The sequence below is a fragment of the Psychrobacter sp. Ps7 genome (assembly GCF_022129225.1).
Taxonomy (GTDB): Bacteria; Pseudomonadota; Gammaproteobacteria; order Pseudomonadales; family Moraxellaceae; genus Psychrobacter; species Psychrobacter immobilis_A.
Window position 1 is genome coordinate 23,813 of sequence record NZ_JADQAH010000016.1, and the last position, 21,197, is coordinate 45,009.

The window sequence follows — 21,197 nt, forward strand, 5'->3', positions numbered from 1 at the left end:
TATTTTATGTTGCATTCACTGACTGATAATACTAATTATAAAAGGACACAATTATGAGGTTCGAAAAATTTACCCAGAAATTGCAATCAGCCATTCAAGAAGCACAGAGCCTAGCATTGGGGCGTGACCATACAGGTATTGACCCTGTGCATCTGCTTGCAGTATTGCTACAGGATGAGTCTAATTTATCTATCTGCCAACAAGCAGGCGCGTCTATCCCTGCGCTAAAGAATGGTGTGGCAAAGGCGCTCGACAATCAAGCGACGATTAGCGAGCCGACAGGCGATGTGAATTTAAACCCAAATTCGGTTAAAATTTTGAACTTGGCAGACCGTCAAGCGCAGAAAGAAGGCGATGATTTTATCGCTACTGAATGGGTGATGTTGGCGCTCGCTGAGCAAGGCGAAACCAAAAAGATATTTGAGAGTGCGGGCGTAACAGCGAGTAAATTAAAAACAGTCATTGAGCAATTGCGAGGTGATGATACCGTGAATAATCAAAATGCTGAAGATCAGCGTGATGCGCTGAATAAATATACGATTAACTTAACTGAGCAGGCGGAACTTGGTAAGCTTGACCCTGTGATTGGTCGCGATGAAGAGATTCGTCGTACCATTCAAGTACTGTCGCGTCGTACCAAAAATAACCCAGTACTGATTGGTGAGCCAGGTGTTGGTAAAACGGCTATCATTGAAGGTTTGGCACAAAAAATCATCAATGGTGACGTACCAGAAGGACTACGCCGCAAAGAAGTGTTGTCGTTAGATTTGGGCTCATTGATTGCGGGTGCAAAATTCCGTGGTGAGTTTGAAGAGCGACTCAAAGCGGTGCTCAGCGACTTATCAAAGCAAGAAGGCAATGTCATCTTATTTATCGATGAGTTGCATACTTTAGTAGGTGCTGGTAAAGCCGATGGTGCGATGGATGCTGGTAATATGCTAAAGCCTGCGCTTGCGCGTGGTGAGCTACACTGTGTCGGTGCGACAACTCTTGATGAGTATCGCCAGTATATCGAAAAAGATGCGGCTCTTGAGCGTCGTTTTCAAAAGGTACTGGTCGATGAGCCAACGGTCGAAGACACCATTGCGATTTTGCGTGGTCTAAAAGAGCGTTATGAGCTGCATCACGGTGTTGATATCCAAGACAGCGCGATTATTGCTGCTGCGCGGATGAGCCATCGTTATATTACCGATCGCAAGCTACCAGATAAAGCGATTGATTTGATTGATGAAGCGGCAAGTCGTTTACGTATGGAGATGGACAGCAAGCCTGAAGCCTTAGGTAAGCTTGATAGTCGCTTGATTCAGTTGAAAATGCAGCGCGAAGTGCTCAAAAATGAAGAAGACGCTGGTGCGCAAGCCGAGCGTAAAGTGCTTGATGCACAAATTGAAGAGCTAGAAAAAGAGTACGCTGACCTTAATGAGATTTGGCAAGCAGAAAAAGCATTGGTCAAAGGCAGTCAGCAGCTAAAAGATGAGCTGGATAAAGCGCGTATCGCCTATGACAAAGCCAGTCGTGAAGGTGATTACGAGACCATGAGTAAGCTGCAGTATGAAACGATTCCGCAGCTTGAGCGCCGCATTACTGAGTCTGACTTGGCAGAACAAAAAGAGCAGACAGGCGAAGGTAGTGGTGTAAAACTGCTACGTAACAAAGTCACGGATAATGAAATTGCCGAAGTCGTAGCGGCGGCAACAGGTATTCCTGTGAGCAAAATGATGCAAGGCGAGCGTGACAAGATGATAGCGATGGAAGAAAAGCTCCATGAACGTGTCATCGGTCAAGATGAAGCAGTCGAAGCGGTCGCCAATGCGGTACGCCGTAGCCGTGCTGGTTTGTCTGATCCGAATCGCCCTTCAGGTTCGTTCTTATTCTTAGGACCAACGGGTGTCGGTAAGACTGAGTTGACCAAGTCACTGGCGAACTTCTTATTCGATAGTGAGGATGCGATTGTTCGTATCGACATGAGTGAGTATATGGAGAAGCACAGTGTCAGTCGTTTGGTGGGTGCGCCTCCAGGTTATGTGGGCTACGAAGAAGGTGGTGCATTAACGGAAGCGGTACGCCGTAAGCCTTATAGTGTGATTTTGTTTGATGAAGTTGAAAAAGCGCACCCTGATGTGTTCAATATCTTGCTACAAGTATTGGACGATGGTCGCTTAACGGACTCACAGGGTCGCGTGGTGGACTTCAAAAACACGGTCATCATTATGACCAGTAACTTGGGTTCGCACAAAATCCAAGAGATGGTCGGTGAAAGTTACGAAGACATCAAAGCTGAGGTGATGGAATCAGTTGGGCAGCATTTCCGCCCAGAGTTTGTCAACCGTATTGACGAGATTGTGGTATTCCATCCGCTCGGTATGTCGCAGATGTCAGGTATTGCTGCGATTCAGTTGGATCGCTTGCGCCAGCGTTTGCATGAGCGTGAGATGGATATTGAGTTATCAGCTGATGCGATGAACAAACTGGTTGCGATTGGTTATGATCCTGTCTATGGCGCACGCCCACTAAAACGTGCGATCCAACAGGAGATTGAAAACCCATTGTCATTGAAGCTATTGGCTGGTGATTTTGGCGCAGGAGATATCATCAAAGTCGATGTCGGCGCAGATGATAAGTTGGTGTTTGAGAAACGTAGCATGAATTAATATCTAACCCTAACTGACCGTGGTTTAAAACCAACCTCTTACTTGCCTATTTTTTCTACAGGCAGGTAAGGGGTTTTTTTGTGCGCTATTATTATTTACGATTTGAGTGCTTTGACTATGTTATAAATAAACTAAGCACTAGGAATAAGACATTAACAGTTACGGAGACGACAAAATGACGATCATCAGTATGCAGCACCTAAGCACGCCATTAATGTTACCGATAATGATCAGCGCACTGCTTTTTAGTGCTCCTGCTTGCTCCAATCAAACTGCCGTCAATACCCATGAAGACCTGACAGACTATAAAGAAGGGCAAGTCTCTGCTAGTGAATCGCTAGCAAGTACCGAAAAACCTACTTTTATCACCAAAAAAATTGCCACGTTTGATGAACCTTGGGCAATGACAGCATTACCTACCGTTAATAATGAGCCCCCTAAATTACTTGTCACCCAAAAGACAGGCGAGTTATTCATTGTTGATACGGCAACAGGGGCTAAAACAACCATCAGTGGTATACCGAAAGTGGCTTATGGTGGGCAAGGTGGTCTTGGGGATATCGTTCTTGCACCAGATTTTGCTACTTCTAATCATGTCTATATGAGCTACGTTGAAGCAGGGAATGACACTGATAGTAATAAGTTTAGTGCCAAAGTCATCAAAGCGACATTGATAGGATTGGATACAGCCACGCCTCGTTTGCAGGATCTTACGCCCATTTGGGAGCAAATACCGAAAGTAAAAGGGCAGGGGCATTATAGTCATCGCTTGCTTTTTTCACCTGACGGAAAATATTTATATATCAGTTCAGGCGAGCGCCAAGAAAAAACACCAGCACAGGATATGAGCGTCAATTTGGGCAAAATTATTAGGTTAAATCTTGATGGCTCAGTGCCAGCAGACAATCCTTTTGTAGATAATAGCAATGACATTGCCGCACAGTTTTGGAGTATAGGACATCGTAATGTATTGGGTATGGCATTCGATGAAAAAGGTAGGCTTTGGGCGCATGAGATGGGACCACGGGGCGGTGATGAATTTAATCTGATTGAAAAAGGTCATAACTACGGCTGGCCAATCGTATCAAATGGGCGTAACTATACAGGAACGGATATTCCTGACCATGAGACGCGTCCTGAGTTTACGTCGCCCAAAATTAGTTGGACGCCAGTGATATCGCCATCCTCGATGAGTATTTATAACTCTGGAAAATATAATGATTTCTCAGCGTGGCAAGGTAATGCGCTCATTAGTGGCTTATCATCTAAAGCGCTGATAGTCGTCGATTTTGATGAAAATAGCCACGCGACTGAGCGCTATCGCTATGATATGGGCGAGCGTATTCGTAGTGTGTCAAATGTAGATGGACAAGTTTGGGTATTAGAAGATGGCGATAATAGTGGATTATTACAATTGATTCCGCAGTAGTGATTAGTAGCCATTGCTCTTCAACTTTCCGAGCGTTTGCACTATTGTAGGTTAGGCTGCTAAATGGTTTTGCTCTATTTCTGTCAATAATGAAAACGTAAATAGTTAATTAGATTTGATAGTTGAGAGGTATCTTGTTAAGGTATTCTTCCTAAAAAACTAAGGCTAACAAACAAATGGATCATGTAAAAGTTGGCAGGTTAGGCCCTTTTCCACGGGTAAGTAAACCTGTGTTTATTACTTCAGCGCTACTTATTATTGGATTTATTATCTTTGGTGCTTTCTTTACTGAAACCGCTGGTGTGTTATTTAGCTTTTTGCAGAACTTTATTACGGATAAGTTCGGCTGGTTATTTATTATTTTAGTAAATTTAGCATTGTTGCTTTGTATTTATCTCGCGATGAGCCGTTATGGCGATATTCGTCTAGGTGCACAAACTGAGACGCCACAGTACAGTTTGTTCTCATGGATAGGGATGTTGTTCTCTGCTGGTATTGGTATAGGATTGGTGTATTGGGGGACAGCTGAGCCCTTGTATCACTTTATGGCACCACCACTCGGAGAAGCGGAAACGATAGAAGCCGCTCAGCAAGCCATAAATTTTACATTCTTGCATTGGGGATTACATGCATGGGCGCTGTACGCGATTGTTGCATTGTCTTTGGCTTATTTTCATTTTCGCCGTGGCTTGCCGTTATCGATTCGCTCAACGCTTTATCCTCTATTGGGCAAAAAAATCTATGGCTCGTGGGGACATGCCGTTGATATTTTAGCGGTATTTGGTACGATGTTTGGGGTGGTAACGTCGCTTGGTCTGGGCGTTATGCAGATTAATTCAGGACTTGAGCGATTATTTGGTGTTCCTAATAATCTAACGATACAGATCGGTCTGATTGTTTTCGTTACTATTTTAGCTGCTTTTTCCGTCATGATGGGCCTAGACAAAGGTATTAAGCGCTTGAGCGATATTAATATCGGACTGACGGCAATCTTACTCGGGTTTATGGTCATCTTAGGGCCGACGCTTTTTATCTTTGATAGCTATCTTGAAAATGTTGGCAATTATCTGTCGGTAGTTGTACCGCTAGGTCTGTGGGGTGAATCGTATGAAGGTCAAGAAAATTGGCAGTCATCATGGACGATATTTTATTGGGCATGGTGGGTAAGTTGGGCACCGTTCGTTGGTGTATTTATCGCGCGTATCAGTCGTGGTCGTACTATTCGTGAGTTTATATTGGGTGTTTTATTGATTCCCATGCTGATTTTGTTCTTTTGGTTCACCACTTTCGGTGGCGTTGCTATCCATATGGAGCTCTTAGCTGCTATTGATCCCGCTATGGCCAGCCCAGGATTGGTAGAAGCCGTGCAAACGGATTTTGGTAGTGCAATTTTTAAATTGGTTGAATTTTATCCATTGGCACAACCAGTCACCTTAATGATTGTCGTTATGATTGTCCTTTGGTTTGTGACTTCATCCGATTCAGCAAGCTTTGTGATTGATATGTTGACCGCAGGTGGTGATACCAACCCACCAAAAATCCAGCGTTTATTCTGGGCAAGTACGGAAGGTATCATTGCTGCTGTTTTGCTTGCTGCTGGTGGACTAAGTGCATTACAAGCAGCGGCTATCGTTGCAGGATTACCCTTTGTTTTAGTAGTATTTGCGATGATGTATGCGTTACTTCGTGGTTTGAGCCGAGATCGTTTGATACTGTATCGCGCTCAGCAGCATTTTATTACCGAAGAATCTGCAGATCATAATTCAGCCAATGAGTTTGCTGATGAGCACTTGTTGAAAGGACCACCTAAAATTGTAAAAGGTGATTAGCAGGTTCTATATATCAGCTTTAATACTGTTTTCATGAAATGAATCAAGCAGTTAGCTTCTTCTTTTTTTACGTAAAAACACAATATAACAATTGTGATTTGAAATCCTAAGATGCATCGTTATCTTAGGATTTTTTTATTTGCTAACCAATAGCAAGGTTATAAAGTGTCTGATTCGATTTGATAGTTGTGCAGTATCTTGTTAAGGTGAGCCCCTTCAAAAATTGAGATGACTAAATGGATCATGTAAAAGTTGGCCGCTTAGGCCCTTTTCCGCGGGTAAGTAAACCTGTGTTTTTAACTTCAGCGTTATTAATTCTTGTGTTCATTATTTTTGGTGCTCTTTTTAATGAGCAAGCAGAACTGTTGTTTGGTCATGCAAAAGCATTCGTGTCTTTGCGTTTTGGCTGGTTCTTTATTGTGGTGGTCAACTTAACGTTGGTGATGAGTATTTACATGATATTTAGTCGTTATGGCGATATCAGGCTTGGTCATCAAAATGAAAAACCAGAATACAATCTAGTATCTTGGATTGGCATGCTATTTTCAGCGGGCATCGGTATTGGACTGCTCTATTGGGGTACGGCTGAACCCTTGTATCATTTTATGGCACCGCCGCTAGGAGAAGCTGAAACAGTGGCTGCCGCCAAGCAAGCGATGAATATCTCGTTCTTGCACTATGGTTTGCATGTGTGGGCGCTCTATGGCATGGTCGCGTTGTCATTGGCTTATTTCCATTACCGAGTGGGCTTACCGCTGGCCATCCGTTCGACACTATATCCTATATTGGGCAAAAAGATTTATGGTGGCTGGGGTCATACGGTCGATACACTAGCGGTATTTGGTACGATGTTTGGAGTAGTGACCACTTTAGGTCTTGGGGTGTTGCAAATTAACTCAGGTCTTGAGACGTTATTTGGCATACCCAATAATATTACAGTGCAAATTATTTTGATTGCCTTAATCACTATGTTGGCAGGTCTGTCTCTATTTATGGGGCTAGATAAAGGGATTAAGCGCTTAAGTGATACCAATATATTATTTACTGTGATATTGCTCAGCTTTGTGATTATTTTAGGCCCGACCCAGTTTATCTTTAATAGCTTTGTAGAAAATATTGGCAATTATTTGCATCAAATTGTGCCATTAGGTCTTTGGACAGAATCGTATGATGGTCAAGAAAACTGGCAAGCATCATGGACGATTTTCTATTGGGCATGGTGGATAAGCTGGTCGCCTTTCGTCGGTGTGTTCGTGGCTCGTATCTCTCGTGGTCGAACCATTCGTGAGTTCATCTTAGGGGTGTTATTAATTCCTATCACCATCTTGTTCTTATGGTTCACCGCTTTCGGTGGTTCAGCCGTTAATATGGAATTAATGGCAGCCGCTGATCCCAACCTCATCAGTCCTGGCTTGATTGAGGCTGTCCAAGCAGATACTGGCAGTGCCATCTTTAAACTGATGGAATCTTATCCATTTACGTCAGCTTTGAACTTGCTTATCGTAGTGATGATTGTGCTTTGGTTTGTCACGTCATCGGATTCTGCCAGTTTTGTGATTGATATGTTGACCTCAGGTGGCGATGCCAATCCACCGAAAATTCAGCGCCTATTTTGGGCAGGTACAGAGGGTGTTATCGCTGCCGTACTATTAGCAGCAGGTGGCTTGAGTGCGCTACAAGCGGCTTCAATTGTGTCAGGTTTCCCTTTTGCGATTGTGATAGTCGTTATGATGTACTCATTATTACGCGGCTTGAGTCGAGATCGTTTGATACTGTATCGCAACCAGCAATGGTTTGTCACCGAAGAGTCAGCAGAGCATAATTCGGCCAATGAGTTTCGTGATGAAGATTTGCTGACAGGTCCACCTGATATTGAAAAACCTGAAGGTTAGATTTTATCGATCTAAAAGATCATAAAGAAGCACCCGCTTATGATTAAGCGGGTGCTTTTTTATGTGATGTAATTGTCTTTTTTCATTTTATATAAAGTATTTACACAAAGTTATGAAGCCAAAGTTATAAAGCAAGGTTATGAGCACTGTCCTTTAACATAGCCTACTGCCGCCGTTGTGCCACATGCCGAACATGAGTTGCCCGCAGTGCGATAACTAAATCCTGAGCTGGTTTTTACTTTGACACATACAGGATCGTATTGCGCGGTGCACATCGTTTGCTCAGGGTTGTAAGGTGGGCACTTGATGAAAGGGTTGTCGCTGTTCTGTTGGCTGTGCCCAGTGCTATGAATAGGAGCAGTGTCAGGCGTATCGATACTTTGAATGTTATTACAGCCAGCTAAGGCAATAGTGACTGATAACCCTAATAATGACAGGCATGATCGCCATGATTTGAATAAGTGGTTCATAATCATATGTCCTTATAAATAGTGTTCGGTAAATCCCTGTTATCGATAGCTGGTTGCAACCATGTGATGAACAAGGTGGTTTTAATTGATAGTAGCCTATTTATCAGCAGTCATCTACCAAATCATGATTAATAAAAAACCCAAGCCTATGATTAAGCTTGGGTTTGAGCATCACTATAGTCATTCCACTATAAAAATATTACTGCGTTAACCTCGCTTGAGGTATTAAATATACATCTACACTCGGTTGCCTTGTACTACTTTTAAATTGAACTGACTATACCAGCCGTTTTATAAATGCTAGCTAAAGGCGATAGAACTATTTGGCTGCTTTGTCATCTTGATTAAGCTGAACATATTTATCAAAGTTCTGCGCATAATCAGTTAGGTTGTCGCTCAGCATTTGGCGATATTGTTTGACATAAAATTCAACGATATCATCTTTTTCTTTGGCAAAGTCATCGCCTTTGACAAAGCCGATAGAAGCGACTGACGCGCTATAACGTGCGGCTGCATATAATAAAGAAGCACCTACTTGTCCTGAATGCGCTTCAGAACCCAACTGACTGTTTGCGATACCGATAATGGCATCAGCACGTTGATAAAATGCCTGCATTTCAGGGGTAATCTCAATGTTAGCGTCAACATTGCTGTCTTGAATGTTGCTGTCTTGCATATTGTCTTGAGACATAAGCGACTCCTAATAAGTGTCGGTAATTTTAAATTTATAAAGAGGGTTTGTAGGTGGTGCAAAGTTATATTTTTACAAACCAGCGTCTGCTTTTAAGATCTCAGCTTTGTCTGTTTTTTCCCACGTAAAAGCAGTTTCAGAGCCAGGACGACCAAAATGACCAAAAGTCGCCGTTTGCTGATACATTGGTTGTAATAAATTTAGCATACGGGTAATGCCATAAGGGCGTAGATCAAAATGGGTGCGAATCAGACGGATGATTTCATCATTGCTGATTTTATTCGTGCCAAAAGTATTGACCGAGATAGAGGTTGGCTCAGCGACACCAATGGCATAGCTGACCTGTATTTCACAGCGCTCAGCAAGTCCTGCAGCAACGATATTCTTAGCCACATAACGCACGGCGTACGCAGCACTACGATCGACTTTCGATGGATCTTTACCACTGAATGCACCGCCGCCATGACGCGCCATACCGCCATACGTATCAACAATAATTTTACGACCTGTCAATCCAGCATCACCTACAGGCCCGCCAATCACAAACTTACCCGTTGGGTTAATATGATAGCGCGTGCCAGCATGCAATAATTCAGCAGGCAATACTTGTTTGATGATAGATTCCATTATTGCTTCTTGCAGATCTTTTTGCGAGATACTTGGATCGTGTTGTGTTGATAGCACCACAGCATCAATGGCAACAGGCTTGCTACCATCATATCTTAACGTCACTTGCGCCTTGGCATCTGGACGTAACCACGGCAACTCGCCTGCGCGGCGCAGCTCAGATTGGCGTTCCATCAAGCGGTGAGCAAATTCGATAGGGGCTGGCATCAAGACATCAGTTTCATTGCTGGCATAGCCAAACATAAGACCTTGGTCACCTGCGCCTTGCTCTTCAGGGTCGCTACGATCGACACCTTGAGCGATTTCAGGAGATTGTTTGCCGAGCATATTGATGACCGCGCATGTTTCGCCATCAAAGCCTAAGTCTGAGTGGTGGTAACCAATACCGTTTACAGTATCACGCACGATACGTTCAACATCGATATTTGCCGTCGTGGTGACTTCACCTGCTAGTATCACAGCACCTGTCTTAACCAAGGTTTCGCATGCCACGCGTGCATGCAAATCTTCACGTAAGATGGCGTCAAGGATGGCATCTGATATTTGGTCAGCCATTTTATCAGGATGACCTTCGCTCACAGATTCTGAGGTAAATAAGTTGTATTCACGCATAATGGGATCGCTTAATTGCAGGGACTGTATTCTACGAACTCAGTCATTATTAAATGTATATAAAAATAAAAGGCGAAAACGAATAAAAAAATTAGCACATTTTACCGTGTATCGAGGTAAAACTCTAGCGATGGATAATACTAAGAAGTAACTAGGCATGGATTAACCATGGTAAAAGTCATCAATCTCGCTATTTTCTTGCCAGCAATATTCAGTATAGTGAGCGATCTGGCGCGCTGTATCGATGTCATGTCTGTCGGCGATAAAACCAAGCGCCATGTCCATACCTGCACTGACACCTGAGGACGTATAAAATTTACCATCAACAACCCAGCGTGCTTGCTCTGCCCAATGGACTTTGTCAGATTGCTCTATCACCCATTGCCATGACAGTTTATTAGACGTTGCGCGCTTGTCATCTAAGACGCCAGCCTTAGCCAACAATGCGCTACCCGTACAAACGCTAAGTACCCAATCAGCATGGTCAACCAAGATTGTTAACGTCTGCAAAAATGGTCGGTGATTGATTTGCTGGCGAGTACCCATGCCGCCAACCATCAACAAGATATCAGTCTGGTGCGCTAACTCGCTGACAGCGACTGTCTGCATCGCAACGCCATGCTTACTATGAATAATGCCACCGTTTAAGGAGGCAAATTGCAGACGATAATGCTCAGGTAAGCAGCCAAACATCTCGATAGGTCCAAATAGATCCAAAGTCTCAAAATCATCGAATAATAGCGCGGTCAGTGTCTGCATCTGGCTTCCTGATTTTTAAATAATGTTTACAAAAGTAAGTGGGTGTCTACTGCTTTTTTAACCACGCTATTCATGTTTTATTTATATAAAGTAGATAAATTAAACCTTCTATAACTAGGGCGTGTCCTCATTTTAAAAATGGTGGTAAAAATGAGATAAATTGCCGTCAAACAAGGAAAATAGCGCACATAATATCGAGATATTAAGAAGCTATTTGACGATGTTTGGCAAAATTTAGCTATTTTTAGCCCATTTAGAAAGTAATCGATTGAATTGAGGACACGCCCTAAAGCAGTTATCGTTCTAAAAGCGATCGTTCTAAAAATTATAGCTCCAAAAACTTGGCTTTGTCTTTAAACATACATTCGTCATAAACAGGACACGCCCCGCATTTGGGTGTACGGGCTTGGCAGGTATAGCGCCCGTGTAAAATAAGATAATGATGCGCATCTACGATGAAGTCATCTGGGATACGCTCGACCAGCTTATTTTCAACGATCAAGACGTTCTTGCCAGTGGCAAGTCCCGTACGATTACCCACCCGAAAGATATGGGTATCGACCGCCATGGTTGGCTGACCAAAGGCAGTATTTAACACCACATTGGCAGTTTTGCGCCCAACGCCAGCGAGTGATTCTAAATCTTTGCGGTTATCAGGGACGGTGCTGTCAAATTTCTCAATTAAGTCTCGGCAAGTTTTGATGACGTTTTTGGCTTTGGCATTGTATAAGCCAATATTTTTGATATAAGATTTTAGACCGTCTTCACCCAATGCCAAGATTGCTTCAGGTGTATTTGCTACGGGATATAACTGCTGGGTGGCAATATTGACGCTCACATCCGTCGCCTGCGCAGACAAGATGACCGCGATCAGCAGCTCAAAATTACTCTTATAATTCAATTCCGTAACCGGCTCATCAATCGTCGCTGCCAGCTTTTCAAAAAATGGACGCACATTACGATTGGGCATTCGTCTCGATGGCGGGGTATCGGCAGTTTTGTGTTTGACGGTTTTACTCATAGTATTCTTACTATTTTTTGGCTATTGATAGTTAATAACTGATACAAGATATCGAAATAAATTCATTTTAGCGATGTTGGGTAGACTGTCTAACAAATGATAATTACGCTATTAAAGCTGACTTAACTCTACTTGCAACGCGTCAAGCTCTACTTGTTTGCTCTCATTTGGACGGACACTTAGCTGCTTTTCTAGCTTTTTAATTTTACTACGAAGCTTCGCTGCGGCAATAGTATTTTTTGCCTGCGCTTCGCTGATATTCAACGATTGACTAGCGGCATTGTTCAGTTTTGCTTCAACCATGCTGACCACAGGTCTACTATTGCTACTATCAGCCAGCTGTTCGGTGACGCGTCTTAAATGAGTATGATAGCGCTGTCTTAAATCTTCTTGCTCTGTGGTACGTTCAGAGCTAGACAGCTCCCTTTCAACAGTGACCAAATCGATGCAGTCAACTGGACAAGGAGCGATGCAAAGCTCGCAGCCGGTGCATAAATCCGTAAAGATAGTATGCATGTGCTTACCAGTACCGACAATAGCATCGACTGGGCAGGCAGGTATACATTTGGTGCAGCCGATACAGTCATCTTCACGGATCACCGCACGTACCTCAGTCGGACGTTCAGAGGTCGCATCTATTGGCCACTGAGAAGGCGCAGCGCTAAGTATCGCTTCATGACTATCTATATGAATAATTTGAGCAATGGCCTTGGTAACGGGTTGACCACCGGGTACACATTTATTGTATGGCTCATTGTCAAGCACGATAGCGGCGGCATAAGGTAAGCAGCCGTCTGGGTGCTCGCAAAGCCCACATTGTGTTTGCGGTAGACAAGCATCAATATATGAGATTTTCGCTTGTATGTCCGCAGGTAAGCGCTCTATATCCAAAGTGTCGAACAAGATTGGCAAATTGGTGAGACGGATGTGGGTACTATTTTTATTAGTGGTGCTTTGCATATGCTTTAAAACCTTAATATCAGTGCTAAGTGCTAAGTGCTAAGTGCTAAGTGTGCTCTGAGCGCTGACATTAGAATAATAGGATAATAACGATATTGATAAATGCTGCATTGATATTATAGATTAAAGCAAAATACCTTGCTCATTGGCAATTTGTGCAATCAGCTCGTAAGCAATGCTACCTTTTGAGGGTATTTTTGGCAAATTTGACAGATCAAAAAAATCGGCGTGCGACAGCTCATCTTCTTGGATAACAATTTCGCCAGCTGCATAAGAAGCACGAAAGCCTAGCATTAAATTAGACGGGAATGGCCATGGCTGACTGCTGACGTAACGAATATCTGATAGGCTGATATTTACCTCTTCTGCCACTTCACGCACCACCGCGTGTTCTAGGCTTTCACCCACTTCTACAAAGCCTGCAATCAAACCGTATAGTAACGGTTGTGGCGACTGTAATAAATGAGGCGCTGTTTTTTGCTGTCCATAACGATGATGATGGGCTAGCAAAATCTGCATTTCACCGGTTTGCGGATTCGGGCGAGTAATAGCCGTGATGACACAGGGTTGTACACGTGGGTATTGGCGCAATCGGCACACTGGACAGACCATCGCACGTTCATCTCGTTTGGCATGAATGGTTGGGGCAGCACAGCGACTACAAAACTGTGTATCTGTTTGCCAGCGCAATAACTGTATCGCTTGGCTAAGCTGATCGGACAAAGCCACTGGCAACTGAGTAATCAGCTGGCGATAAGGAACAAACGCATTGCCGCTGCCCTCAGCGATGATAGGCAATGCAATATGATGTGCAATTGCATAGTCATAAGTAATGGCGCTAGCCGCTTGCGCAGTAAAGGTGTGGGGAGTATCAATCGGACTGTGGGTACTTTCTAGAATATCGGCATACTTCAGAGTATCTACACTCGCGCTAGTAGGATTGATATCAGGCGACCAGTGACGCGGTGCTAGGCTTTCGAGTAGCGTGACATGACCAACTTGATAAGCAAGCTGGGTCTCCTCATCTAAATGTGTAGCGGATGGGGGTAATTCAAGCTGCACGGGCCACCATCCATTAGGTCGCTGGCGGCATAAAACAGTATCATCACTAAATACAAAAGCGCTGGTCATAGGTAAAATTCCAAACCGGTTACGGTCAGTACGCATCAGTGTTGATACAGACTTTTTTTAATTGAAGTAAAGTCAATCCTATATCATTCGGATACGGTGTCAGTCAGGCTCGCTTAGCACTACTATTTGTAGTGCTAAGCGCATCTTGCTTGTATCCAGATTATATGGGATCGACTATATATAAATGAAGGGCTATGGCAGCAAAGCCGCCATTTAAATATCATTTTAGTGCTTAAGTATGATAAAAATTAGGCTGCGAGTAGATGACTCAAGCTCTGCTGTCCCACATCTAATGCTTGTTTGCTGACCGGACGATTGTGTTCAAAACCATCTAGATGATGATCGACGGCCATAATGACATCAGCGATACAAGCGAGCGTACTGTCTTCAATACGTTGTCCACCTTCGATACGTTGCTGAAGATAATTGGCCAATTGACTGAGCATGCTGGCAGGTGTTGGTAGCTGTAAGAAGCGCACAGCCCCTGCCACTTGGCGCATCATCTCAGGTATGTTCTGGATATTGAGCATATCGCGCTCTGGCTCAGCCAAATAATCGTTAATGGCTTGTTCTGCACTGGCAATAGCGGAACGACTTTCTTGTATCAAAGTATCGTTAGCCGTATTGAGCTGATGTAAAGAGATATGCGGGTTATTCAGTGGCAAATAGATGGCCCCTGGTGTGTGCATTTCTGCCATTGCAATGGTGGCGTTTTCCGCATGCATTAATGCCAACAGCAAGTGATCGAAATCTTCAGGCGAGGGCGTTTGCCAATGACTAACAGCCTCTGCTGCTACGCTGAGACTATTGGCTGCATTTGATAAACCAAGCAAGCGTAACGCTGAGCTCAATTCTGTTAGCTCTTCGATAATCTGTGCGGTTTGCATATCGACAGGGTTCAATGAATCACCACGTGCGTAGTTATCCACATTTTCTTTGATGGTATTAATTTGGGTCTGAATGATGGTGTTCAGCGTATCGGTCAGGGCGCGATTAGGACCGAATAAGAAACGCTTCATTTGCTCAAGTTGCGCGCTTTCCAAGTGGTTGCTGGCGTATTGCTCACGCAGTCGTTGCGCTGCATCACTGTCACGCTGGCAAGCAAAACTGACCAAATCAGCAAAACGTTTGTCCATCACAGGCAAGTAGCTTTGGAATTGCTGCTCTAAATAAATCAGTGTGTGTTTTTGACTCAGATTTAGCGGTAATATCGTGGCAATGTCAGTGATAGCTGCGGTGGCCGCTTGCCAAAATAGACTGCTGGTGTTTGATGCTATCAAAGCACACGCTGCACTCATGGCATCAAGTTTTTGCTGATCGTCTGGGCTAACGTTGCTATCTTGATTGAGAAGAGCGACCCCAAGACCACTACGATAAGCATAAGTTAGTAGTTCAGTGTCTAGGTTAAGCTCGTCAAGTGGTTGGAAGTTTTGTTCAGGGTTGGCAATGATGACACTACTGCTACCAAAAGCTGCAAAATAGTCTGCTGTGATAGGGGTTTCTTGCCCGTGAGCGTTGAGTTTATTGATAACAGGCAGTAACAAGGTTGGCTCTACCGACTCTGTCAAAAGCACAAACTCGATATAGCGATCCAGTGTCATAATGGCTTCTGATAAGTCCATAATCAAGCTGGTATCGTTATTATCACCATTATCATAGAGGCGCTGTAAGCCATTGACAATAGCGGTATTCAAAGCCTCTGCACCAACCAAAGATATCAGCTCAAAGATGCAAGACAGCTGCTTTAGCACAGTGATAGAATCTAATAATAAAGGGGCTTGACTATTATCATCATTAAATTCACTCAGATGAATCTCAGTATCTTTTAAGGTTACGATGATCTCATCATGCAACAAATGTAGCGATGGTAGATTGAAATCAGTAACACTAAGCGTTGGGGCCGTTAACTTCATTTGCGCAGACTGGTTCATAGGTGTTTTTCCATAATGTACTGATGAGAATGGCGATGGTTTAAATGATGATCGAAAAAGCACTTGCTGGTAACGTTTTAACGCTTAATATAACAATAATCAAGCCTATATTATACAAATGTTATTGCTCAAAGATTGATATCATCAGCTTATACGGCGACTACATATTGGCTTTTAGCTCAGGATACGCTTCTGCGAGCGCGGCATACCACTCTTGGTTGGTATTTTCATCCATAGAGGATTCTAGCAATAAAGACGCTAAATTGGCAAAACTGGCGTGTGCTGTCTGCCCACCATCTGTTTGCGTGTCTTCTTCGATGGCGAGTGTAACCTGCCCACCTGTCATCGCTAGATAAACTTCTGCTAAAATCTCTGAATCAAGTAAGGCGCCGTGAAAAGTACGATCTTGCTTCCCCACATTTAGGCGACGTACTAAAGCGTCTAGGGTATTTTTTTGCCCAGGATATTGTTGTTTTGCCATGACCAACGAGTCAGTCACTTGTACGCGCTCAGCAAAGTCGTTCATACCGACTTTGGCAAACTCCATGTTTAAGAAGTTCATATCAAAGGTGGCGTTATGAGCGATGATTTCTGCGCCATCCATAAAATCATAGAGCGACTGAGCAACTTGATCAAAGGTAGGCTTGTCGGTCAAAAATGCCTCAGAAATACCATGGATACGAATGACTTCATCATCCATGCCGCGTTGTGGATTGATATAAACGTGGAGCTTTTCACCCGTAAATTTACGCCCGATCATCTCCACGATACCGACTTCGATAATACGGTCGCCTTTTAACGGATCAAGACCTGTGGTTTCAGTATCCATAATGAGCTGGCGATCAGACTCATGACGATGGATAGGTTTGGGCAGCAGCGGTATGAAATACGAATTTGCACGACTGGTGTCACCGTCGAATTTTGGTGTATCAGCTTCTTCTATGCCAGTAACGGTAGCGGGCACAGGATCATTTATCGTTGCATCAGTCATAGACGTTTGGGTTTCCGGCATCTCTATTTTACTCATTGGTTTGCTAGCATTATGCTGATAGCGATCGGCTTCTATTACAGCATCTTTACTCATCATATCATCGGCAGGGTTTGTATCGTTATCAGTGTCTATGACATCTTCGTCAAGCCCATCATCTGTCATATCCAGACCCAGTGGATCGAAACTTAGCCAGTCATCGTGAGCAGCATTTTGTGCTGTATTAGGCATTATTTGCCCTTTTTTTTTAGCCGTGTCTTGCGGCTCTATGCTCGATAATTCTTCACTGCTGGACGTCACACCCAAGTTTGCCAGCTCGTCCGCTTTTTCATTACCTGCATGTCCTGCGTGACCTTTTACCCAATGCCAGTCAACATCGCGCTGTTGACACAGCTTATCTAATTGCTGCCAAAGGTCTTGATTGGCGACAGGTTTTTTACTTGCCGTTTTCCAGCCTCTTTTTTTCCAACCCTCTATCCATTCGGTGATGCCTTTTTTGACATAGCTTGAGTCTGTCCAAATCTCGAGGTTGTGCTCATGCGGGCTATGGGTCAATGCTTGTATCGCGCCCATCAACTCCATGCGATTATTGGTCGTCTCTTTATCACCGCCGTACAAATCTTGTGTACGTCCATCACTAAAAATGAGATGTGCGCCCCAGCCACCCGCACCCGGATTGCCTTTACAGGCACCATCCGTATAGGCCACGGTGGAGTTTGATTTGGCGGCCAACGGATTCATCGCGTTACTGGTGTTGAATGGCTGCGCTGAGGTGCGATTGTCTGACATAAAAAATTATTGACCTAAAAATTGATAAACATAGGGAGTGTTGGAGGGATTTTGCTAGCGTTGTTTTTACACCAGCGCTTCCATTATATTTTGGGAATGAGTATAACAAATCTATCGTTGATGTGGGCAATCGTAATGCACAAAGTCGCCAAAAGCACAGATCATAATAGTAACCTTGCTATTTTCTGTTAAAATGAGCTGTGTTGCGACACAGTATCAAACGGTATTGACTACGCAGCAGAAAAAACAGCAGTTTGCTGGCGTCAATTAGTAGCGCAAATCATTCGACAATGCCAATAGTTGATGAAAACATGCCCTAGAAAATCACGTTAATATTAAGATTGTCGTCATCACTGTTTAAAGATAGTTTTTTTAAGACAATTTTCATAAAAGTTTAATGCATGAATGCAGGATAACCCTATTATGTCCTTACGCTCAAACATTTTTTATAAAAGGCTGATGCGCTTACCAGTCGGCATAGCGGTGAGCAGCGCACTATTTTTAAGTGCTTGCAACGATAGCAACATTCAAGCTGATACTGGAATGGTCGAAGCGGCGACAGACTTATCGATTTTTGAAGGTTGTTACACGGTTAGTCATGACGAGCCTGCCCAAATAAAAGTGAGTCAACAGGATGGCTCGTGGGTGATGCAGATGAAAGAGCCGGCAAGTGCGAAGCGCGTTTGGGATGACGCTGAGCCGCTAGAAGTGATTGAAAATAGCGAAATTCCGCAGTTTTTCTCTATTGACCCTGACAATGTCGATGCGGTCATTGGGCGTCCTGATCGAGTGCTAGTACTGGCTCATGTGAAGCCTGCCTATGCCAATATCGATCCACTCTTAGATAGTGAATACTTATCCTATATTTATCGCGGTGCCAATACCATCTATCGTGTCGAGTGTGATGATGTTAATACCGATATTTTAGCCAATCCACATGCCAATATTGTGATTGATAATGTTAATGAGAGCCTCTAAACAAGCACGGCTCATAAACAGAATTTATGATCGATAGTGTTATTTTAAACAGTGTTTTGCTATAAACCGTATGTCATTAGAGTTAAGCAATATGAATTTTTTTAGTTACGTGGTATTGGGTGGATTTTCTTATGCAGCGGGTTGGGCAATCAGAACCTATGTACTTGATAAGAAGCCTGAACCTGAGCAACCTTACAATCTAAAGCATCCTGCAATTTTGGCTTACTTAGGTGGTTTCTTTATTATTATGCTGATTGTCTCGTGGCTGATTGGTCGCTATGCGCTTGGGCATGCTGCCATTGATTTGCCGTTTATTATTATCAATAGCCTCGTTGCAACCTTTGTCTATTCGTTCGGTCTCAATCCAGAAAAAGCGCGTTATGATGTTCCAGATTAACTCATATAAATAATTGCTATTAATGAATAAAAAAGCCACGGCTGATACATTGATTGTCAGTCGTGGCTTTTTATAACGATCATTTTAGGATGATAGCTTGTATAAAGTTACTTATTTTTCTTTAAGTCAGTAGCGGTTTTGATAGCGGTTTGTTTTTTCTTCCAAGTTTGATATTTTTGCAAATCTTTTTCGACCAACTTCAAGCAAAAGGTGAGGACTAGCGCATCGTCAATATGACCGATAAAGGGTATGAAATCTGGAATGATATCGATTGGGTTGAGAGTATAGAGCAGTCCAACCACACCTGCTGAAATGGTCTTGTAGGGAATATCGCGATAGTTTCCTTGATAGTAGTCTTTAATCAAGCTCATGAATAGCATCAAATCTTTGGCAAAACGCTCAAGATGGCTACTGTCTTTTAGCTTTTCTTGCAGTTTTTCCTCTTCGTTAATGAGGTACTCTAAATCAGTATCCAATATGTCCTCTTTTTTCTGTTTATCAGTCGCTTTCTCAGCCATTATTATTATCCTTATTTAAACGAAATCGGTATTCTCATACTACAACAAAGTCGCGAAATGTGCCAATAAGGCTAGGTTTCTGGTATGTATCATCGTGAAAAATTAAATAGTGGCAAGGGTTAGGCAACTATCATAGCCAAAAAAGTGTTTACAATATGCTGCTGTGTGGTTTAAGCAAGTAGATTACAAAAATAAAGATGGGTTAAAAATATATCAAAATAAAAATGATAAGGTGGCAGAGAGAGATGGTTTTTAAGAGTCAGTTATTAACAGATGATAGAAACAAAAATGGTCATGCAACGGTTGAAACGCCATCTGGGCTAAGTCGTCGGCAGTTTTTGCGTCGAGTAGGTGTCAGTGCGGGTACTGCGGCATTGGCCACGCAAGGTGTTTCTCAGGTATTTGCCGCCAGCCCTATCGACCCTAATAATAGTCCGCAGCTCACCAAGGATGATTTGCCGACCGCGTTATTGGGTGAGCGTTCATCCTCACAGCCGTCACTCACGCAGACACGCTGTATTACGCCAACGATTGAGACGCGGCTGTTTGCCAGCTCCAATGTTGGGGGTAGCGATGACCGCAATCAATTGGCATTGGAGCGTATGGCCTGTGCGGGTTTTAAAGTAAACAATCCTGCAATTACCAATCGTCAGTATTTACGGTTTGCTGGTACGGATTCGCAGCGAGCGAGTGACTTACAGAATATCGCTACGGGTGCGATAGCCGCTCCAAAGCTGTTGTTGGGTGTGCGCGGCGGCTATGGTGCGATGCGTATATTACCCATGGTTGACTGGACAACGCTAGGACGGATTATGAAGGAGCACGGCACGATACTGACTGGCTTTAGTGATGTGACCGCTATTCAGTGCGCATTATTGGCAAAAGGTGATATGAGTTCGCTTGCAGCACCGATGCTCTATAGTGAATTTGGAAAAACTGTCCCTGATCAAGTCAGCTGTCGACAGTTTGTTGAAGCGCTCACCAATCCCAATCTGGTTATTGATATATCAGACGCTACCTTAACCAGTCCCAATTTACCCAGTATTCTAACAAGTACTGAGCCCAAAGCAATAACGGGCACGATTTGGGGTGGTAATCTAAGCGTGGTGTCAGCGCTGGCAGGTAGTGAGTATTTGCCGCGTATTGATGGCGGTATTGTATTCTTAGAAGACGTGGGCGAGCAGGCCTATCGTATTGAGCGCATGTTGTATGACTTATATCTCGCCGGTGTCTTTAAAAATCAACAAGCGATTGTATTTGGGGCATTGTCAGGTGCAGGTGAGGACAGTTATGACAAGCGTTATGATGTCGCGACAGTCATTCGCCAGCTGCATAAATTGACCGGATTACCAATTTACAGCGGCATGCGCTTTGGTCATATTGGACAAAAACACAGCTTTCCACTCGGAGCGACTTGTCAGCTAACACCTAATACTGATGGTGGGTATCAGCTAGTATTTACCGATTATCCAACCATTAAGGCTGATGCTATCCAAGTAGAAGGCTTGTGGCAAACTGCTTAAA

Annotated in this window: 17 protein-coding genes; 7 read left to right on the forward strand and 10 right to left on the reverse strand. The window is 43.5% G+C overall.

The genetic code is table 11. The features are described 5' to 3' along the window. Positions 1-53 precede the first annotated feature (53 nt). The 4 genes from clpB to I3257_RS07435 all read left to right on the forward strand — a co-directional run bounded on the left by clpB (position 54) and on the right by I3257_RS07435 (position 7,801). Positions 54-2,651, forward strand: coding sequence for an ATP-dependent chaperone ClpB (clpB, locus tag I3257_RS07420; protein WP_045445524.1), 2,598 nt, complete (start codon positions 54-56; stop codon positions 2,649-2,651). Between the two features lie 175 nt (positions 2,652-2,826). Next, a complete protein-coding gene (locus I3257_RS07425; protein ID WP_238049278.1) occupies positions 2,827-4,080 on the forward strand; it encodes a PQQ-dependent sugar dehydrogenase in 1,254 nt (417 codons plus the stop codon). A gap of 176 nt (positions 4,081-4,256) precedes the next feature. Beyond that, positions 4,257-5,909, forward strand: coding sequence for a BCCT family transporter (locus I3257_RS07430; protein ID WP_238049279.1), 1,653 nt, complete (start codon positions 4,257-4,259; stop codon positions 5,907-5,909). A gap of 236 nt (positions 5,910-6,145) precedes the next feature. After that, on the forward strand, positions 6,146-7,801 hold the full coding sequence (locus tag I3257_RS07435) for a BCCT family transporter (RefSeq protein WP_060491392.1): 1,656 nt from the start codon (positions 6,146-6,148) through the stop codon (positions 7,799-7,801). A gap of 137 nt (positions 7,802-7,938) precedes the next feature. On the opposite strand, the gene I3257_RS07440 is transcribed toward I3257_RS07435, so the two are convergent. The 9 genes from I3257_RS07440 to dnaQ all read right to left on the reverse strand — a co-directional run bounded on the left by I3257_RS07440 (position 7,939) and on the right by dnaQ (position 17,780). Next, positions 7,939-8,271 (reverse strand): hypothetical protein, encoded by a 333-nt coding sequence (locus I3257_RS07440; RefSeq protein ID WP_201540283.1) that lies wholly within the window; start codon positions 8,269-8,271, stop codon positions 7,939-7,941. A 319-nt stretch (positions 8,272-8,590) separates the two neighbouring features. After that, positions 8,591-8,947 (reverse strand): DUF3144 domain-containing protein, encoded by a 357-nt coding sequence (locus I3257_RS07445; RefSeq protein ID WP_109590904.1) that lies wholly within the window; start codon positions 8,945-8,947, stop codon positions 8,591-8,593. 87 nt (positions 8,948-9,034) lie between these two features. After that, a complete protein-coding gene (gene metK, locus I3257_RS07450) occupies positions 9,035-10,201 on the reverse strand; it encodes a methionine adenosyltransferase (protein WP_045451444.1) in 1,167 nt (388 codons plus the stop codon). A 162-nt stretch (positions 10,202-10,363) separates the two neighbouring features. Beyond that, positions 10,364-10,960: a DJ-1/PfpI family protein gene (locus tag I3257_RS07455; RefSeq protein WP_238049280.1), complete on the reverse strand. Its 597-nt coding sequence runs from the start codon at positions 10,958-10,960 to the stop codon at positions 10,364-10,366. 325 nt (positions 10,961-11,285) lie between these two features. Further along, positions 11,286-11,981, reverse strand: coding sequence for an endonuclease III (gene nth, locus I3257_RS07460; protein ID WP_238049281.1), 696 nt, complete (start codon positions 11,979-11,981; stop codon positions 11,286-11,288). Positions 11,982-12,092: 111 nt separating this feature from the next. Then, positions 12,093-12,941, reverse strand: a complete 849-nt coding sequence (locus tag I3257_RS07465) for an RnfABCDGE type electron transport complex subunit B (protein ID WP_198330846.1) — start codon at positions 12,939-12,941, stop codon at positions 12,093-12,095. 123 nt (positions 12,942-13,064) lie between these two features. Then, the gene (nudC, locus tag I3257_RS07470) at positions 13,065-14,072 is read right to left on the reverse strand and encodes an NAD(+) diphosphatase (RefSeq protein ID WP_238049282.1); all 1,008 of its coding nucleotides are present in this window, start codon (positions 14,070-14,072) and stop codon (positions 13,065-13,067) included. Positions 14,073-14,320: 248 nt separating this feature from the next. Then, the gene (locus I3257_RS07475) at positions 14,321-16,003 is read right to left on the reverse strand and encodes a hypothetical protein (protein WP_238049283.1); all 1,683 of its coding nucleotides are present in this window, start codon (positions 16,001-16,003) and stop codon (positions 14,321-14,323) included. A 160-nt stretch (positions 16,004-16,163) separates the two neighbouring features. After that, positions 16,164-17,780, reverse strand: coding sequence for a DNA polymerase III subunit epsilon (gene dnaQ, locus I3257_RS07480; RefSeq protein WP_238049284.1), 1,617 nt, complete (start codon positions 17,778-17,780; stop codon positions 16,164-16,166). 423 nt (positions 17,781-18,203) lie between these two features. Between dnaQ and I3257_RS07485 the strand changes: the two genes are divergently transcribed. Both I3257_RS07485 and I3257_RS07490 read left to right on the forward strand, forming a co-directional pair. Then, entirely contained in the window at positions 18,204-18,758 is a 555-nt protein-coding gene (locus I3257_RS07485) for a hypothetical protein (RefSeq protein ID WP_095849322.1), read from the forward strand. A gap of 91 nt (positions 18,759-18,849) precedes the next feature. Beyond that, a complete protein-coding gene (locus I3257_RS07490) occupies positions 18,850-19,155 on the forward strand; it encodes a hypothetical protein (RefSeq protein ID WP_045445540.1) in 306 nt (101 codons plus the stop codon). A 107-nt stretch (positions 19,156-19,262) separates the two neighbouring features. On the opposite strand, the gene I3257_RS07495 is transcribed toward I3257_RS07490, so the two are convergent. Further along, on the reverse strand, positions 19,263-19,673 hold the full coding sequence (locus I3257_RS07495; protein ID WP_201554138.1) for a YkvA family protein: 411 nt from the start codon (positions 19,671-19,673) through the stop codon (positions 19,263-19,265). Between the two features lie 245 nt (positions 19,674-19,918). On the opposite strand from I3257_RS07495, the gene I3257_RS07500 reads away from it, so the two are divergent. Beyond that, positions 19,919-21,196 (forward strand): LD-carboxypeptidase, encoded by a 1,278-nt coding sequence (locus I3257_RS07500; RefSeq protein WP_238049285.1) that lies wholly within the window; start codon positions 19,919-19,921, stop codon positions 21,194-21,196. Position 21,197 lies beyond the last annotated feature (1 nt).